Here is a 17,171-nt window from a genome sequence, read left to right as displayed (position 1 = left end):
CGCCCCGCTGCCGTTCGAACACGGCCGCGAACGAGGACGCATATGAGCGCCAGGCCCGCTCCCCCACCGGTGCTGACCCTCGACACGCTCGTCCGCCTGAGGCGCGGACCGGGCGGCGACCCCGCCCCCGGACCGCTGCGCCGACTGGCCGTGCCCGACGGCATGACGGCCCCGCTGGGCTGTGACGCCGTCTCCGCCCCCGCCCACCTCGGCCCGCTGCTGATGCCCCGGCTGCCGCGCATGGGCTGCGTCTACGCCGACCAGGCGCACTGGTGGTGGCTGGTGCCGTCCGACTCCGACTACGCGCTGGACTGGCCCGCCCCCGCGCGCTACGCCACGGGCGCGATCCTCCCGGACTCCCCGCACGCCCCCGGCCTCATCCACCGACCGGACGGCACGCTTCCGTACACCCCGCCGATCCCCCTCTACCTGGCGCTCTGCCGCCTCACGGGCACGACGCCCACCTGGTCACGCCCGATCAGCGCCTGACCCCACCCCCCTTCGCCAGACGGCCGCGGCGCCGTCCCGGGCGCACGCCCGCGCGCCCCGGTTCTCCCGTCCTGCGCCCTGCCCGCACGCGTCTCGTCCCGCGATAGTGGCCGTCGTCCACGATCGCGACCGGGAGGCTGACTGTGGGGCAGGCACGGCGGACGGACAAGGCGGACGGGGCGGACGGGGCGAGCGGGGCGGACAAGGCGGGGACGGCACGCAAACCACAGAGCCCCGACGAACGTGACGTGTCGGAGTCGGAACGGCTGCTCTTCGGCGGCCCGCTCCGCTACGACATGGGCTGGAACCAGCACCGGGACGCCTTCCTGGAGCTGAACTTCCGCGCCATGGTGACCCGGCTGCCGTCCCTGCTCGCCGCCAGCCTCCGCCTCGCCCGGCAGGCCGACCCGAAAGCCGCTCGCGTGGTGTTGTCCGCCGAGATCGCCCGGGGCGTGGCCCAGGCGGTCGGGCTGCTCGCCATGAACACCGTGCTGGGCCGGCTGATCGACGACGGCACGATCGAGGACCGGCTGCGCGACGCCGCCCCCGCCCTGGCCGTGATGGCCGCCGTCCTGCTCATCGGGGCGCTGCTGCGGGCCGCGTCCACGTACGCCACCGGGCGGCTCGAGCCCAAGGTGGAGCGGGTGGCCACCGAGCTGTACCTGGAGCGGGCGGCCGCGGTCGAGCTCGCGGCGATCGAGGACCACGCCTTCCACAAGCTGCTGGACACCGCGCAGTACGGGGCGTCGTCCGCCCGCCGGATGATCAGCTACGGCGCACGCGTGGTGAACGCGATGATCTCGCTGATCGCGGCGGCCGGCGTGCTGACGGTCCTGCATCCGCTGCTGCTGCCGCTGCTGGTGACGATGACGCTGCCGTCCGCCTGGAGCGCCCTGACGAACGCCCGGCGCCGCTACGAGTCGTTCCACACCTGGGTGCAGCACGCGCGCGCGGGACACCTGATCGCCGGCCTTCTCACCGAGCCGGAGGCGGCGCCCGAGATCCGCGTCCACGGGGTCGGCCCCTTCCTGCTGCGGCACTTCCGCGCGATGTCGGAGACGGCGGAGGCGGAACAGGCCCGGCTGGCCCGGCTCGCGGCCCGCACCGGACTGTTCGCGGCGACCTGGACGGGCCTGGCGACGCTGGCGACGTACACCACGCTCGGCGGGCTGCTGCTCAGCGGGACGATGGCGCTGGCGGTGGCGGGCACGGCCGTCATCGCGATCCGCAGCGGTTCCGCGAGCCTGAACACCCTTGTCCTGGAGGTCAACCAGCTGCACGAGGAGGCCCTGTTCGTGGGCGACCTGCAGCGGCTGTACGTCGAGGCGGCCGAACGGGCGATCCCGGTGGGCGGTGCGGCGCTGCCGGAGGATCCGCGCGAGATCCGCTTCGAGAACGTCACGTTCGGCTATCCGGGCGAGTCGACGCGGCCGGCCCTCGAAGACGTCACTCTCACGCTCCCGCTCGGCCGGATCATCGCGCTCGTCGGCGAGAACGGGTCCGGCAAGACGACCCTGGTGAAGCTGCTGGCCGGGCTGTACAAGCCGCAGCGGGGGCGGATCCTGTGGGACGACGTGGACGCGGCGGACGCGGACCGGCGGCAACTGGCCGAGCGCGTCGCGATGGTGGCGCAGGACTTCAAGCGGTGGCCGTTCACGGCCCGGGTCAACATCGCCATCGGCCGGTCCGCCGCGCCGCTCACCGAGGAACGGCTGGCCGCCTCGATCGCCGAGGCGGGCGCCGAGGAGGTGGTCGCGGACCTGCCGCGCGGTCTGGACACCCTGCTCGCCCGGCACTTCAGCGGCGGTCACGAGCTGTCCGGCGGCCAGTGGCAGCGCCTCGGCATCGCCCGCGCGGCCTACCGGCGCGGGCGGATCCTGATCGTGGACGAGCCGACGGCGGCGCTGGACGCCCGGGCCGAGCTGGAGGTCTTCGAGAAGATCCGCGCGCTGGCGGACAGCGGCCAGACGGTGGTGCTGATCACGCATCGGCTGGCGTCGGTCCGGCACGCGGACCTGGTGCACGTCCTGGACCAGGGCCGGCTGGTGGAGTCCGGGACCCCGGACGAGCTGTTGGCGGGCGGTGGCGTCTACGCCGAGCTGTACGCGCTGCAGGCGGAGCAGTTCACCGCGCAGGCGCCGGTCCCCGTGCCGGTACCGGTGGTGTCCGTGCCCGCCCCGTCACAGGCGGGCTGACGGTTCACCGCATCGCCTCACTGCATCGCCTCACCGCGTGGCGTCGCCGCCGCGGACGACCACCAGGAACGTGTCCGTGGCCAGGTCCATGACGACCTCGGCGGGCAGCCCCTCCATGCGCCGCGCGTGAGCGAATTCCTCCGCGGGCCACGAACCACGCGGCCCGCCCGCGGGAAAGCGCTGGAGCACGGTTCGCCCGTTCACCATCTCGCACCTCCGATAAGCGTCGTACTTGTAGGAGTGAACGCTCTTCGGGGGCCTTACACCTCGCCCAGTTGCGGGACTGAGACGTAGTTGACACGGGTTCAGCGCAGAGTGTGAGAATCCGGTCACCTTACGAACATCCCGGACACTCTCCGTGTCAGAACTCGCACTCGTCGCGATATCGAGGGGTGACCGGCGGCCTCGGCGGAACTCATCGCCGCGGCCGAACGTTTGTCACGTGCACCACCTCGTCCGCGCCTCCGGCTATGTGTCGTACTCCTGGATGCGGCGGCCGTGGCTGCGGTCGAGGAGCGCGGGCATCCGCCGCCCGAGCGCCTCGACGGCCTCCGGCACGTCGATCGTCAGCAGCTCGCGGTCGCGCATCAGGATCCGTCCGTCCACGATCGTGGTACGCACGTCGCCGGCGCGGGCGCTGTGCACCAGGGTCGCGGCGAGGTCGTGGACGGGCTGGGTGTGCGGTCCGGTGAGGTCCACGAGGACGATGTCGGCGCGTCGCCCGGGGGCGAGGGAGCCCACCCGGCCGGCGAGTCCGACGGCCTCAGCGCTCTGGAGCGTGGCGTGGTGCAGGGCCTGCCGGGAGGTCAGCCAGCGCGGGTCGCCGGTGGTCGACTTCTGGATCAGGGCGGTGAGCGCCATCGCCTCCCACACGTCGAGGGAGTTGTTGGAGGCGGCCCCGTCGGTGGCGAGTCCGACGGGCACGCCGATCTCGCGCAGGGCGCGGACGGGGGTGGTGGTGGGCCAGCCGAACTTGAGGTAGCCGCGCGGCGCGCTCGCCACGGCCGTACGGCCACGCGCGCGTGCGAGGACGGGCAGGTCGCGCTCCAGGATGCCGGTGCCGTGCGCGATGAGGACGTCCCCGTCGAGGACGCCGGTGCGCTCCAGCACCTCGATGGGGGTGACGCCGTGCCGGGCGAGGCTGGTGTCGCTCTGGTCGCGGTTCTCGGCGGCGTGCAGGTGCACGGGCAGGCCGTGGGCGCGGGCGAGTTCGGCGGTGGCGGCGAGGTCGGCGTCGGTCACGGTGTAGGGGGCGTGCGGGGCGAGGGCGTTGGTGATGCGGCCGCCGGCGCCGCCGCGGTGCCGCAGCGCGAACTCCAGCGACTCCTCGCGGCCCCGGTCGCCCTGGGAGGAGAAGTAGGCCTGCCCGAGGTGCGCGCGCATCCCGCACTCGGCGACGACCGCGGCGACCGCGTCCATGGCGAAGTAGTGGTCGGCGAAGCAGGTGACGCCGCCGCGGATCATCTCCGCGCACGCCAGCCGCGCGCCCGACACGACGTCCTGCTCGGTCAGGTTGGACTCCACGGGCCAGACGACGTCGTTGAACCACTCCTCGGTGGGCAGGTCCTCGGCGAGACCGCGCAGGGCCACCATCGGGGCGTGCGTATGGCAGTTGACCAGCCCGGGCATCGCGACCTGCCCGCGCGCGTCGATGCGCTCACCGGCGGCGAGCCCGGCCGCATCGGCGGTGCTCGTGACGTCGTCCACGACACCGTCCCGGACGACGATCGCGGCGTCCTCGCGGAACGCGACGCGTTCGTCCTGGTCGTGGGTGAGGACGGTGCAGCCGGTGATGACGAGGTCCGCGCCACGGGCCGGCCCCGGGGCGGGCGCAGGAGAAGGCGTCATGGCGTCAACGTACGCGCCGGTGCGCTTGCGCGTGCGGTTCCGTCAACGGGCCCGGCGTACGGCGTGGGCGTGGACGGCGACCGACAGGGTGGGGACGGGGAGTGCCGCCCGCAGCCCCACCCGTTCGCGGCCTGCGGCGAGTTCGTCGAGGAGTTCGGCGAGCCGCTGCCGGTGCCGGGAGGTGAGCCGGCCGGTGTCGTCGAGGTGGACGGCGCACGCGGTGGTCGTGTCGACGAGCCGCTCCAGGACGGCGGCGACCTCGTCCGTGCCCTCCGTGTGCCGGGCGAGGGCGGGCAGTTCGTGGGCGGCGCGGGCGCTGGCGGCGCGGGCCTCGGCGAGCGTGCGGTAGGCCTCGCGGCGCAGGGTCCAGCGGACGGCGCGGTCGTCGGGGCCGTCGAGGACATGGGTGAGGTAGGCGTGCGCGGCGTCCGCGGCGGCGGCGAGCCGGGCACGGACGTGTCCGCCCCGCTCCCCCGGCATCGGCAGATGTCCGACGATCAGGACGATCGCGCAGGCCAGCAGGGTCTCCACGATCCGGCTGCCGGAGGCCTGGGGCTCGCCGCCGACCATCACCAGGGACAGCACGAGCACGGTGACGACGGCGGTCTGGGCGGCGAAGTGCCGGGTGGAGACCGGTATCAGCGCACCGCAGAGGGCGACCAGCGCCACGAGCCCCTCCGGCCGGGGCAGCACGGCGGCGAAGCCGGCGAAGAGCAGCGCCCCGAGCACGGTCCCCGCGGCCCGGCACAGCACCCGGGACACCAGCGGCCCCAGGTCGGGCTTGACCAGGAACACGGCGGTGGCGGGCAGCCAGTACCAGTGCGTGTGCTGCCCGTACCAGTGCGCGTGGTGCAGGGCCTGGGCGATGGCGGCGGCGGCCCCGAAGGAGAGGGCGACCCGGAGCCCGTACTCGCGGCCGCCCGGCCCGAACGCGGTGCGCAGCAGATCCCGGGCGCTGCGCCGACGGGTGTGCAGGTCGCCCCCGCCGCCCTGGTCGAAGGCGTCGGCGGCGTGCAGCAGGGCGTCGTCCAGGGCGCGCAGCGCGGGAGCGGACCGGGAGGGCGCGGGCAGCGGACCGCTGTGCGTGTTCTCCCGGACGGCGACGGCGAGCCGGCGAGGCCCGGCGCAGGCCCGTTCGGCGACGCGCTCCCCGGCCCAGGCGAGCGCGGTCGCGGCCTCCGCGAGGGGCAGCGCGGCGGCGTACTGGGCGTGCAGCCGCCGTTCGGCCGCGGAGCTGGCGTAGCGCCGCAGCCGGGGCCCGGCGAGGGCGTCCTGGGCGTGGTCGAGGGCGGCGGTGAGCGCGGCGCGGCGGGCCGTGGCGGCCTGGGTTCCGGAGGCGTCGAGCAGCTCAGCGACCGCGTCGTACACGCCGGCGACCGCGTCTCGTTCCCCGTCGAAGCGGAAGTCGCCGGTCATCGCGCCGGGCGTGGGCAGCGCGAGCCGCAGCACGACCAGCCACCCGGCCCCGGCGAGGAAGGCGAGGGCGCGGGCCCAGCCCGGTTCCGGCACCGGCATCCCGGCCCCGATCGCCGCGCCGACCAGCAACTGCGTGCCCGCGCCGGAGGCCACGGGCCCGAGGGCGCTCATCCCGCCGGCGAGAAGCCCGAGGCCGGTGAGGACGGCCGTCAGCGCGACGGGCCCGACCTGGTCCCCGGCGTACGTCCCGACGAGCAGTCCGCCCGCTCCCACGAGCGCGGGCGCGCCGAGCCGCCGGACGGAGGTCCGTCGGCTGCCGGGCCGGTCGTTGATCCCGGCGAGCATGGCGGCGATGGCCGCGACCACGCCGAGGCCGGTCCGATCGGCGAGGACGGCGGCCAGCAGAAGGGGTCCGGCCGCCAGCGCGCCGCGGGTGACCGCGCTCCAGGGGACGGGCCCGCGCTGGGCGCGCAGGGCGTGGGCGAGCCAGGGCGGCAGGGCGGTGAGTGCGCGGGCGGGAATGTGCGGGCGCGGGGACACGGGGCTCCTGTCGTGACGAGGGCGGGAGGTGCCTTCGGGCGACGACGGCCGGGGCGGTCAGCGGTGAGCTGCGGTCTCCACCGTAGAGCGCGATCTTGGAGAGAATGGGACGCTCGCGTTTCCGCGAGGTGACGCTTCGCCCGAAACCCGCGTTCTTTATGAACGCAATTCCACCGGTCACCCGCACAGCCCGCCTGCACCCGAGCCCCCCGAACCCGCTCGGCGAAGAACGCCTCGGCCTCCCCCTCCCCTTCCCCCCGCCCTGGCGTCTACTCCGCCACCGGCACTGCTCTCACCCAGATCCGGTCCTCCGTCAGGTATCGGTCCACGCGTAGGTCTGCCTCCGCCAGGGCCTCCTCGAACTGTTCTCTGGTCAGGGGGCGGGTCCGGAAGGTCTGGGTCCACACCGCGTCCGGGAACTCGTACTCCGCGCGCACGGAGTGGACGCCGTCCTCGATCGGCCCGGCCGAGCTGATGCGTAAGGTGAAGCCGCTCGGGTCGACGCGCTCCCGCGGCAGCGCGGTGTGGTAGTCCTCTCCCTCCCGTTGGATCAGTACGCACCCGCCCTTCGCGAGATGACGTGCGCAGGCGCGCAGCATCCTTCGCCGCACCTTCACGTCGCCGTTGTGCACGAGGAACGACGCGAGCATGACCACGTCGAACGTCTCTTCCAGGTCGAGGTCCTCGACCGGGCTGCATATCGTGCGCGCCCCGCGGACCCGCTCCAGCATCTCGGCGGACTCGTCCACCGCCGTGACCGTGAACCCGCGTTCCAGCAGGGCGTGGGTCACGCGCCCGGCGCCGCTGCCCAGCTCCAGGATGTGCGCGCCCGCGGGCACCGCCGCCGAGATGACGTCCGGCTCGTTCCCCACGGGCAGGCGCGCGTAGAACTCCACCGCGCAGCCGTCCGGCGTGATCGCGCCAGGACCGGTTCCTTCATATCCCTCTCGCATTTTTCGCTTCATGCCAGTCCAACGGCCCGGCCTCGTAGGGCCGTTCCCGACACACGGCAGTTCACTCGTTCGAGGGAAGCCACCGCGTTCGAGCTCCGCAGGGGGCGAGAACTCCGGGCCTCTCTGGAGAACGGCCGGAGCGGGGAGTACGTTGCAGAGTGGGAGCGGTGACCGGGATGCGTACGGGCAGTGAGCCGGTGACAGCGCGCAGTGCGCTGCGGATGCGTCTGTGGCTGACCCTGTGGGGACTGGCCTGGGCGATCTTCGGGACGGCCGCGTTCGCCCTCGCCGGGCGCCCGGGATGGGCGGCCGCCTGCGGGCTGCTGTGGGTGGTGATCACCGTCGATCTGACGCTGGTCCTGCGCCACATCCGGCAGGGCCCGCACTATCAGCCGGGCCGCGACATCCCGCCGTACCGGCCGCCGGAGCAGCGTCACCCCTGACCGTCGGTCCTGACCGTCGGTCGGGGCCGGGTCGGGCTCAGGTCTCGAAGCGGGCGGCCTTCAGGTACTGCGGGTTCGGGTCCAGTGCCGCGGCCAGCCGGAAGTGGCGCTTGGCCTGGTCGCCGCGGCCCTGCCGCTCGTAGGTGCGGGCGAGCGCGAAGTGCGCGAACGCGTTGTCCGGCTCCCGCTCCAGGACGATGGTGAACTCCAGCTCGGCGGGCCGCAGTTGAGCGGCGGCGAAGAAGGCACGCGCGCGTAGCAGCCGGGCGGCGGTGTTCTCGGGGTGTGCGGCGATGACTCGGTCGAGCAACTTCACCGCGCCCCGCGGGTCCCGTGCGGCGAGCAGTTGCTCGGCGGCACGGAAATCGATGACGTGCGTCTCCGGAGTACGTCCGGTCGAACCTGCGGTATCGGGCACGGAAAAATCCTTCCCTGGCTCGGTGGGTTCAACGCGCGGAGCGAGGACCGCTATTCCGGGGAGGTCTCGTGTGACGCGTGCGCCCTGCGCACGAGGTCGGACCACACGTCCTTCACACGCCGCTCCAGTTCGGACAGCGGCACGTCGTTGTCGATCACGATGTCGGCGATCTCCCGGCGCTTCTCGCGCGGCGCCTGTGCGGCCATGCGCGCGCGTGCGTCGTCCTCCGTCATTCCGCGCAGCCGGACGAGCCGGTCGAGCTGAGTGCTGGTGTCGACGTCCACGACGATCACGAGGTCGTACAGCGCGGCGAGGCCGTTCTCGGCGAGGAGGGGGACGTCGTGCACGACGACGGAGTCCTCGGGGGCGGCCGTCTCCAACTCGTGGGAGCGGGCGCCGACGAGGGGGTGGACGATCGAGTTGAGGAGCGCCAGCTTCTCGGGGTCGGCGAAGACGATCGAGCCGAGCCGGGGGCGGTCGAGGCTGCCGTCCGGGGCGAGTACGTCCTCGCCGAAGTTCTCGACGACGGCCGCGAGACCCGGGGTCCCCGGCGCGACGACCTCGCGTGCGATCCGGTCCGCGTCGATCAGTACGGCCCCGCACTCGACGAGCAGCCGTGACACTGCGCTCTTGCCGGCGCCGATCCCGCCGGTCAGGCCCACCTTCAGCATGACGGGAAGCTTAGGGCCTGCCGGTGACATCGGACCCGGCAAGGCCCGCAGGGACCCGGAGAACCCCGCAGAGACCGGTGCGGCCCGCCGCCCCTCCCGCCCCTCCCGCCCCTTCTGCGCCGTTTGCGGCCTTTGCAGCCGGGCGGGCGGTCAGCCCTCGCCTTCTCGCTCCGCGAGGAAGCGTTCGAACTCCAGCCCGATCTCGTCCGCCGACGGGATGTCGACCGGTTCGGCGAGCATGTTGCCACGGGTCTCGGCGCCGGCGGCGGCGTCGTACTGGTGTTCCAGGCCCTGGACGAGGGAGGTGAGCTCTTCGTCGCCCTCCTGGATCTGGCGGTCGATCTCCGTCTGGGTGCGGTGCGCGTCCGTGCGCAGCGCGTGCGCGATGCTCGGCAGGACCAGGCCGGTGGCCGCCGTGACCGCTTCCAGCACCGTCAGGGCCGCGTCCGGGTACGTGGAGCGGGCGATGTAGTGCGGGACGTGCGCGGCGACGCCCAGGACGTCGTGGCCGGCCTCCATGAGCCGGTACTCGACGAGCGCCTCGGCGCTGCCGGGGACCTGGGCCTCGTCGAAGGGGCTCCGGTGGCCGGGCACGAGGTCCGTACGGTTGCCGTGCGGGGTGAGGCCGACGGGGCGCGTGTGGGGGACGCCCATGGGGATGCCGTGGAAGGTGACCGACAGGCGGACGCCGAGCCGCTCCACGATCTGCCCCACGGCGAGGGCGAAGCGCTCCCACTCGACGTCCGGCTCGGGACCGGACAGCAGCAGGAAGGGCGCGCCGGTGGTGTCCTGCACGAGCCGCACCTCGATGGCCGGCTCTTCGTACTCGGTCCACCGGTCACGCTTGAAGGTGAGCAGCGGGCGGCGGGCGCGGTAGTCGACGAGCCGGTCGTGGTCGAAGCGGGCGACGACCTGGTGGGGCAGCGAGTCGAGCAGCCGGTCGACGATCTGGTCGCCGGTCTCGCCCGCGTCGATGTATCCGTCGAAGTGGTAGAGCATGACAAGTCCGGCCGACTCCTGTGCGAGCGCCATGTCGACGACTGCCAGGCCTTTCGGCTCCCATGCGTACAAATCCTGCGGATCTAGCACTTGGACCGCTCCTCCTCGTGTTCCTCCTGCACAACGCGCGTGGAGGCGTGGGCATTCCCGCCCGACGCCCTTGATCGGCCGAGCCTCACGGCCTTTTCATGACGCGGGGCCGAGCCCAACTCCCTTGAGGGGCGCGGGGAACCGCTCGACCGGCCCCGGCCGGCCCCCACGGGTCACCGGCCCGTCGACGAGCCCGTGCCGGGCCGTTCCAGGGCAAAGCTGAAGGCCCGCACCTCGAAAGGTACGGGCCCTCAGTCAGCTACTGGAGCTCAGCGGCGAGCGATCAGCTCTGGCCGCCGGCCAGCTTCTCGCGGAGCGCTGCCAGCGCCTCGTCCGAGGCCAGCGCGCCGGAGGTGTCGGCGCCCTCGGAGGAGTACGAACCGCCGCCGCCACCGGCAGCAGCCGGAGCAGCAGCCTCGCCGCCCTCGGCCGCAGCGGCCTCGTCGGCCTCGCGGGACTTGATGACCTGAGCCTGGTGCTGCTCGAAGCGCGTCTGCGCCTCGGCGTACTGGTGCTCCCAGGCCTCGCGCTGGGTCTCGTAGCCCTCGAGCCAGTCGTTGGTCTCGGGGTCGAAGCCCTCGGGGTAGATGTAGTTCCCCTGGTCGTCGTACGACGCGGCCATGCCGTACAGGGTCGGGTCGAACTCGACCGAGGCCGGGTCGGCACCGAAGGACTCGTTGGCCTGCTTCAGCGAGAGGCTGATGCGACGGCGCTCGAGGTCGATGTCGATGACCTTGACGAAGATCTCGTCGTTGACCTGGACGACCTGCTCCGGGATCTCCACGTGGCGCTCGGCCAGCTCGGAGATGTGGACCAGACCCTCGATGCCCTCGTCCACGCGGACGAACGCACCGAACGGAACCAGCTTCGTGACCTTGCCGGGCACGACCTGGCCGATCTGGTGGGTGCGGGCGAACTGCTGCCACGGGTCTTCCTGCGTCGCCTTCAGCGACAGGGAGACACGCTCGCGGTCCATGTCGACGTCGAGAACCTCGACGGTGACTTCCTGGCCGACCTCGACAACCTCGGACGGGTGGTCGATGTGCTTCCAGGAGAGCTCGGAGACGTGGACGAGACCGTCGACGCCACCGAGGTCCACGAACGCACCGAAGTTGACGATCGAGGAGACGACGCCGGAGCGGACCTGGCCCTTCTGCAGGGTCGTGAGGAAGGTCTGGCGAACCTCGCTCTGGGTCTGCTCCAGCCAGGCACGGCGGGACAGGACCACGTTGTTGCGGTTCTTGTCCAGCTCGATGATCTTCGCCTCGAGCTCCTTGCCCACGTAGGGCTGGAGGTCGCGGACGCGGCGCATCTCGACGAGGGAAGCCGGCAGGAAGCCACGGAGGCCGATGTCGAGGATGAGTCCACCCTTGACGACCTCGATGACGGTACCGGTGACGATGCCGTCCTCTTCCTTGATCTTCTCGATGGTGCCCCAGGCGCGCTCGTACTGGGCGCGCTTCTTCGAGAGGATCAGGCGGCCTTCCTTGTCCTCCTTCTGGAGAACAAGGGCTTCGATCTCGTCACCGACGGCGACGACCTCATTGGGGTCGACGTCGTGCTTGATCGAGAGCTCGCGGCTCGGGATGACACCTTCGGTCTTGTAACCGATGTCGAGGAGAACCTCGTCCCGGTCAACCTTGACGATGACGCCGTCGACGATGTCACCATCGTTGAAGTACTTGATCGTCTCGTCGATAGCGGCGAGGAATGCTTCCTCGTTACCGATGTCGTTGACCGCAACCTGCGGGGTGGTGGCGGTGGTCTCGGTGCTGCTCGTCATGTGGGAAAGGGCTCCGGTACGGACATTGAAGTCGTAGGTACTGCTACGCCGGGAGCCCGTGTCGCTCTGAAGAAGCCGGACAGCCAAGGAAGCGTCACACCGGTGAACCGGTGGTGATGCCTCGACAACCGAGGGGACATGCAACAGATGCGAGCGCAGCCTGCTAGGTCTGAGGTGCGCAGGCCCGCAGCGCAACTTGTAGCATACGGGGGCAGCCGGACAGGGTCAATGCGCGAAGGCGCACACCCGGGGCGGATCGCCGCAAACCCGGCACAAAACCTTTCTCCTGAGGCCACGCAGGCCGCAGGAAGCCCCTTCGGTGACACCTGAGCGGCACCGTCGGGCGGGTTGCACGGAAGAGTACGACGAGGGAGCCGATCATCCAAGAGCCCAGATCGTCCGAGCCGGCCGTCGAGCCGGAAGCCACCCGACGTGACGCAGACGTCGCCGAGAGTTCCCGGGCCAACCGGGGCTGGTGGGACCGCAACGCGGACGAATACCAGATCGAGCACGGCACTTTCCTCGGCGACGACCGCTTCGTGTGGGGTCCCGAGGGCCTGGACGAGGTGGAGGCCGAGCTGCTCGGCCCGCCGGAGGAACTGAAGGGGAAGTCGGTCCTGGAGATCGGCGCCGGCGCGGCCCAGTGCGCGCGCTGGCTCACCGCGCAGGGCGCCCGGCCGGTCGCCCTGGACCTCTCCCACCGCCAGCTCCAGCACGCACTGCGCATCGGCGGGGCGTTCCCGCTGGTGTGCGCCGACGCGGGCGCGCTGCCCTTCGCGGACGCCTCCTTCGACCTGGCCTGCTCGGCGTACGGGGCGCTGCCCTTCGTCGCCGATCCGGTGCTGGTCCTGAAGGAGGTGCGGCGGGTGCTGCGGCCGGGCGGCCGTTTCGTGTTCTCGGTGACCCATCCGATCCGCTGGGCGTTCCCGGACGAGCCCGGGCCCGAGGGCCTGTCGGTGTCCTCCTCCTACTTCGACCGCACTCCTTATGTCGAGCAGGACGACCAGGGCCGCGCGGTGTATGTGGAGCACCACCGCACGCTCGGCGACCGGGTCCGCGACATCGTGGCGGGCGGCTTCCGGCTGGTGGACCTGGTCGAGCCGGAGTGGCCGGCCTGGAACTCGTCGGAGTGGGGCGGCTGGTCCCCGCTGCGCGGGAATCTGATCCCGGGGACGGCCGTGTTCGTCTGCGAGCGCGAATAAGCGCTCTGCTGGATGTGCCGCGACGGGCCGTCGTTGCGCTGCGGCGCCGTCATGGCCGGTCGCTCCCCCACGCTCGGCTGCGCTCGAGCGGGGGGACCCCCCACCGCGGCGGAGCCGCATCCGGCAGCGCCCCGCGCCCCTTGAGGGCGCTGCCGGACCGCGGTCGACTTCGCCCGACCCGCTCGGACCCGGGCGGCCCCAGGGGGCCTCGTACGACACTGGGGGCGTGATTCGCCGTGACGACGCCCTGGACGCGCTGCCCGTGCGCGCTGTGCTGCCCGCCCTGACCGACGCTCTGGAGGGGCGCGGCACCGCCGTCCTCGCCGCGCCGCCCGGCACCGGCAAGACGACGCTGGTGCCGCTGGCGCTGGCCGGGCTGCTGGGCGAGGGGTCCGCGCGGCGGGTGGTGGTGGCCGAGCCGCGGCGGATCGCGGCGCGGGCGGCCGCCCGGCGGATGGCGTGGCTGCTGGGCGAGCAGGCCGGGGAGAGCGTCGGGTACACCGTGCGCGGGGAGCGGGTCGTGGGACGGCACACGCGTGTGGAGGTCGTCACGACCGGTGTGCTGTTGCAGCGGCTGCAGCGTGATCAGGAGCTGCCGGGCGTCGACGTGGTGATGCTGGACGAGTGCCATGAGCGGCATCTCGACGCGGACACGTCGGCCGCGTTCCTGTGGGACGTGCGCGAGACGCTGCGGCCGGAGCTGTGGCTGGTGGCCGCTTCGGCGACGACCGACACGGCCGGGTGGGCGCGGCTGCTGGGCGGGGCGCCGGTGGTGGAGGCCCGCGCGGCCGCTTTCGACGTCGAGGTGGTGCATGCGCCCCCGGCCCGTCCGGTGCGGCCGCCGCACGGGATGCGGGTGGATCCCGCGCTGTTGACGCATGTGGCGTCGGTGGTGCGGCGGGCGCTGGCCGAGCGGTCGGGGGACGTGCTGTGCTTTCTGCCGGGCGTCGGGGAGATCGCGCGGGTCGCGGGTCAGCTGGGTGCGCCGGCCGGCGTGGACGTGCTTCAGGTGCACGGGCGGGCGCCGGCGGCCGTGCAGGACGCGGTGCTGTCACCCGGTGCGCGGCGCCGGGTGGTGCTGGCGACCTCGGTGGCGGAGTCCTCGCTGACGGTTCCCGGGGTGCGGGTGGTCGTCGACTCGGGGCTGGCGCGGGAGCCGCGGGTGGACCACGCGCGCGGGCTGAGCGCGCTGACGACGGTTCGGGCGTCGCAGGCGGCGGGACGGCAGCGGGCCGGGCGGGCCGGGCGGGAGGCGCCGGGTGTGGTGTACCGGTGCTGGGCGGAGGCCGAGGGGGTCCGTCTGCAGCCGTTCCCGTCCCCGGAGATCAAAGTGGCCGACCTGACGACGTTCGCCCTTCAGGCGGCCTGCTGGGGCGATCCGGAGGCGTCCGGGCTGGCGTTGCTGGATCCGCCGCCGGGCGGGGCGATGGCTGCGGCGCGGTCGGTGCTGACGGCGATCGGCGCGGTGGACTCCGACGGCAGGGCCACTGACCGGGGGTTGCGGCTGGCCGGGCTCGGGTTGCACCCGCGGCTGGGGCGGGCGCTGCTGGACGGGGCCGCCGCCGTCGGGACGGAGCGGGCGGCGGAGGTGATCGCGCTGCTGAGCGAGGAGGCCCCTCGGGAGTACGGGGACGATCTTGCGGCCGCCTTGCGCACCGCGCGGCGCGGGGGTGACGCCTACTGCGGGCGGTGGCGTGCGGAGGTTCGGCGGCTGCGGGCCGTCGTCGGCGCGGACGGCGCCCGCCCGCCGGTCCGTGGCTCTCTTCCGGGGGAGGGCACGGTCGAGGGCTCGACGGGTCTCGTCGCCGCCCTCGCTTTTCCCGAGCGTCTCGCCAAGGCCGACGGCGGTTCGTACCTGATGGTGTCCGGCACCCGGGCCGAGCTCCGCGAGGGCACCGATCTGCGGGGCGCTTCCTGGCTCGCCGTCGCCGTCGCCGACCGGCCTGTCGGCAAGGGGCACGCGCGGGTGCAGCTCGCGGCGGTCGTGGACGAGGGGGCGGCCCGGCTCGCGGCCGGGGTGCTGCTCGACGAGCGGGACGAGGTCCGCTGGGCCGACGGGGACGTCGTGGCGCGGCGGGTCGAGCGGCTCGGGGCAGTGGAGCTGGCGGTGCGTCCGCTGCGGGACGCCGACGCGGCGCTCGTGCGCGGGGCGCTGCTCGACGGGCTGGAGAAGGAGGGGCTGAGGCTGCTGCGGTGGTCGCCCGAGGCGGTCCTGCTGCGGCAGCGGCTCGCGTTTCTGCGGCGTCGGCTCGGGGAGCCGTGGCCGGACGTCTCGGACGGGTCGCTGCACGCGCGTGTGGAGGAATGGCTGGAACCCGAGCTGAGCCGGGCCCGGCGGCGCGGCGATCTGGCGCGGATCGATGCGGGGGCGGCGCTCGGCAGGCTGCTGCCGTGGGCCTCCGGCGAGGCGGCCCGGCTGGACGAGCTGGCGCCCGAGCGGATCGCCGTTCCCAGCGGGTCCAGAATCCGGGTCGACTACGCCGACCCCGAGCGGCCGGTGCTGGCGGTGAAGCTGCAGGAGATGTTCGGGCTGGCCGAGACTCCGCACGTCGCGGGTGTGCCGGTGACGGTGCATCTCCTCTCCCCCGCCGGGCGGCCCGCGGCGGTCACCGCCGATCTGGCCTCGTTCTGGAAGGGCGGCTACAAGGGGGTGCGGGCGGAGTTGCGCGGCCGGTATCCGAAGCATCCCTGGCCCGAGGATCCGGCCGGCGCCGAGCCGACCCGGTTCACCAACGCGCGGCTCAGGCGGTGACGGGCTGCGGCGCGGCGGGTGCGGCGCGGGTGGGCTGCCGTGGGCGGCGGGCGCGCGCCTCCAGGTAGAGGGAGAGGGCCAGCAGCAGGAAGCCGAGCGTCAGGAAGCCCCAGGGCAGGTAGGACGTCAGCAGCAGGACGAGGTCGCGGTTGGACTTGACGATGGACACGGTGTGTTCGATGTAGTCCTCACGCATCTTGACGTGGCCGGCGAACGCCGTGACCTTCTCGCGGCCTGCGAGCAGGGTGCCGCCGCGCAGTTCCTCCTGGTGGATCTCCTCGCCGTAGACGGGCGCTCCGGTGACCGGTTCGACCCAGAACTTGCGGACCGTGGTGTACCAGCGGGTGGTGCCGGTCTTGGCGACGGTCTCCGGGGTGATGCCCGCGACGGGCATGGTCTTGGGCATCGAGACCTTGGTCCAGGGGACGGTCTGCTCGAAGTAGTAGACCTCCAGGCCGCGGAAGGTCTGGGTGCCCTTGTAGTGGATGGGGGCCGTGGTGCGGGTCTGGGCGTCGAAGTACTGGTAGTCCCGCTTCTCCGTCAGGAACGGCCACTTGAACTCGATGCCCTCGCGGCGGACCGGGTCGCCGTCGACGGACTCGCCGGTGGCGTGCACGGGCTCCTGTGTGTGGGCGTCGAAGATATAGCGCTCGGGGACCTTGGAGACCATCTTGCCGTCGGGTCCCTGGACGTAGGACAGGCCGTCCCAGACGACGACGTCGCGGCCCGCCGTCTTCTCGATCTTCTCCGAGGCCTCCACGTTCCCCTTGAGGGTCTGCACGATGGTGACCTTGGGGACGGTGCGGGCGGTCATGCTGCCGTAGTCGAGCAGGGTGGCGTTCTTGGCCTCCAGGACCATCGTCTGGTACTCGTTCGCCGGGATCTTGGCCAGGCGCGGGAAGGCGTACCAGCGCAGCAGTGGGGACAGCGCCGCGAAGAACACGGCGAGGGCGAGCAGGATCAGCGCGGCCTTGCGGCGCATCTCGGCCTCCTTCGCGAGCGGACCGGGCGGGCGGTGGGGCGATCGGTCGTCCTACGGGCAGGCGTCCTACGGCGGTCGTCCTACGGGTGGGCGGGCACCGTCGTGAGCATGGGTTTCGGGGAGGTCTCGGCGGTCGGCGTGCCCAGTGCGGTGAGGGTGAGGACCAGGGCGAACGCGACGGCGAGGCCGGTCGCGGCGGCGATCAGGGCACGCATTCGGGCCTCCCGACGGAACTGACAGGTCGTCAGGTCCGGCACGGTAGCAACGCGCGCGCGAGATGAGAACAGCTCGCGCACGACGACGGCGGCGACCCGGCCGGGGTGGCCCGGATCGGCAGATGGACCAGCGACCGGGCGGACCGGGCGGCCAGCGCCCACAGGGCGACGAGCC

The 17,171-nt window shown here is 72.9% G+C and carries 15 protein-coding genes; 5 read left to right on the top strand and 10 right to left on the bottom strand.

The window, feature by feature from the left end; all coding sequences use genetic code 11:
- Positions 1–42: 42 nt before the first annotated feature.
- Both ACWCPF_RS39260 and ACWCPF_RS39255 read left to right on the top strand, forming a co-directional pair.
- Positions 43–489 carry a hypothetical protein gene (locus ACWCPF_RS39260; protein WP_451049924.1) on the top strand — a complete coding sequence of 149 codons (447 nt, stop codon included), beginning with the start codon at positions 43–45 and terminating at the stop codon, positions 487–489.
- A 296-nt stretch (positions 490–785) separates the two neighbouring features.
- Complete coding sequence (locus ACWCPF_RS39255) at positions 786–2,684, top strand: ABC transporter ATP-binding protein (RefSeq protein ID WP_451049967.1); 1,899 nt, start codon at positions 786–788, stop codon at positions 2,682–2,684.
- Between the two features lie 30 nt (positions 2,685–2,714).
- Here the strand turns inward: ACWCPF_RS39255 and ACWCPF_RS39250 are convergent, their stop codons facing one another.
- From ACWCPF_RS39250 to ACWCPF_RS39235, 4 genes are all read right to left on the bottom strand, one after another.
- The gene (locus tag ACWCPF_RS39250; RefSeq protein WP_451049923.1) at positions 2,715–2,891 is read right to left on the bottom strand and encodes a hypothetical protein; all 177 of its coding nucleotides are present in this window, start codon (positions 2,889–2,891) and stop codon (positions 2,715–2,717) included.
- A 261-nt stretch (positions 2,892–3,152) separates the two neighbouring features.
- Positions 3,153–4,532, bottom strand: a complete 1,380-nt coding sequence (locus ACWCPF_RS39245; RefSeq protein WP_451049922.1) for an amidohydrolase — start codon at positions 4,530–4,532, stop codon at positions 3,153–3,155.
- Positions 4,533–4,574: 42 nt separating this feature from the next.
- Positions 4,575–6,488: an FUSC family protein gene (locus tag ACWCPF_RS39240; RefSeq protein WP_451049921.1), complete on the bottom strand. Its 1,914-nt coding sequence runs from the start codon at positions 6,486–6,488 to the stop codon at positions 4,575–4,577.
- A gap of 269 nt (positions 6,489–6,757) precedes the next feature.
- Positions 6,758–7,441 carry a class I SAM-dependent methyltransferase gene (locus tag ACWCPF_RS39235; protein ID WP_451049920.1) on the bottom strand — a complete coding sequence of 228 codons (684 nt, stop codon included), beginning with the start codon at positions 7,439–7,441 and terminating at the stop codon, positions 6,758–6,760.
- A 176-nt stretch (positions 7,442–7,617) separates the two neighbouring features.
- Between ACWCPF_RS39235 and ACWCPF_RS39230 the strand changes: the two genes are divergently transcribed.
- Positions 7,618–7,884, top strand: a complete 267-nt coding sequence (locus ACWCPF_RS39230) for a DUF6343 family protein (protein WP_451049966.1) — start codon at positions 7,618–7,620, stop codon at positions 7,882–7,884.
- A gap of 37 nt (positions 7,885–7,921) precedes the next feature.
- Here ACWCPF_RS39230 and ACWCPF_RS39225 read toward each other — a convergent pair whose 3' ends face one another.
- From ACWCPF_RS39225 to rpsA, 4 genes are all read right to left on the bottom strand, one after another.
- Positions 7,922–8,302: a tetratricopeptide repeat protein gene (locus ACWCPF_RS39225; RefSeq protein WP_451049919.1), complete on the bottom strand. Its 381-nt coding sequence runs from the start codon at positions 8,300–8,302 to the stop codon at positions 7,922–7,924.
- 50 nt (positions 8,303–8,352) lie between these two features.
- On the bottom strand, positions 8,353–8,973 hold the full coding sequence (gene coaE, locus ACWCPF_RS39220) for a dephospho-CoA kinase (protein ID WP_451049918.1): 621 nt from the start codon (positions 8,971–8,973) through the stop codon (positions 8,353–8,355).
- Between the two features lie 150 nt (positions 8,974–9,123).
- Complete coding sequence (locus ACWCPF_RS39215) at positions 9,124–10,062, bottom strand: PAC2 family protein (protein WP_451049917.1); 939 nt, start codon at positions 10,060–10,062, stop codon at positions 9,124–9,126.
- 283 nt (positions 10,063–10,345) lie between these two features.
- The gene (rpsA, locus tag ACWCPF_RS39210; protein ID WP_451049916.1) at positions 10,346–11,845 is read right to left on the bottom strand and encodes a 30S ribosomal protein S1; all 1,500 of its coding nucleotides are present in this window, start codon (positions 11,843–11,845) and stop codon (positions 10,346–10,348) included.
- 377 nt (positions 11,846–12,222) lie between these two features.
- On the opposite strand from rpsA, the gene ACWCPF_RS39205 reads away from it, so the two are divergent.
- Together ACWCPF_RS39205 and hrpB are read left to right on the top strand one after the other, a co-directional pair.
- On the top strand, positions 12,223–13,047 hold the full coding sequence (locus tag ACWCPF_RS39205; protein ID WP_451049965.1) for a class I SAM-dependent methyltransferase: 825 nt from the start codon (positions 12,223–12,225) through the stop codon (positions 13,045–13,047).
- Between the two features lie 229 nt (positions 13,048–13,276).
- Entirely contained in the window at positions 13,277–15,799 is a 2,523-nt protein-coding gene (gene hrpB / locus ACWCPF_RS39200) for an ATP-dependent helicase HrpB (protein WP_451049964.1), read from the top strand.
- Here the strand turns inward: hrpB and ACWCPF_RS39195 are convergent.
- Entirely contained in the window at positions 15,789–16,781 is a 993-nt protein-coding gene (locus ACWCPF_RS39195) for a DUF3068 domain-containing protein (protein WP_451049915.1), read from the bottom strand. The genes hrpB and ACWCPF_RS39195 overlap by 11 nt on opposite strands.
- Before the next feature lie 80 nt (positions 16,782–16,861).
- The gene (locus ACWCPF_RS39190; protein WP_451049914.1) at positions 16,862–16,996 is read right to left on the bottom strand and encodes an SPW_0924 family protein; all 135 of its coding nucleotides are present in this window, start codon (positions 16,994–16,996) and stop codon (positions 16,862–16,864) included.
- Positions 16,997–17,171 lie beyond the last annotated feature (175 nt).

Source organism: Streptomyces sp. NPDC001858, assembly GCF_053594615.1.
This window is presented reverse-complemented; position numbering and strand designations above follow the sequence as displayed.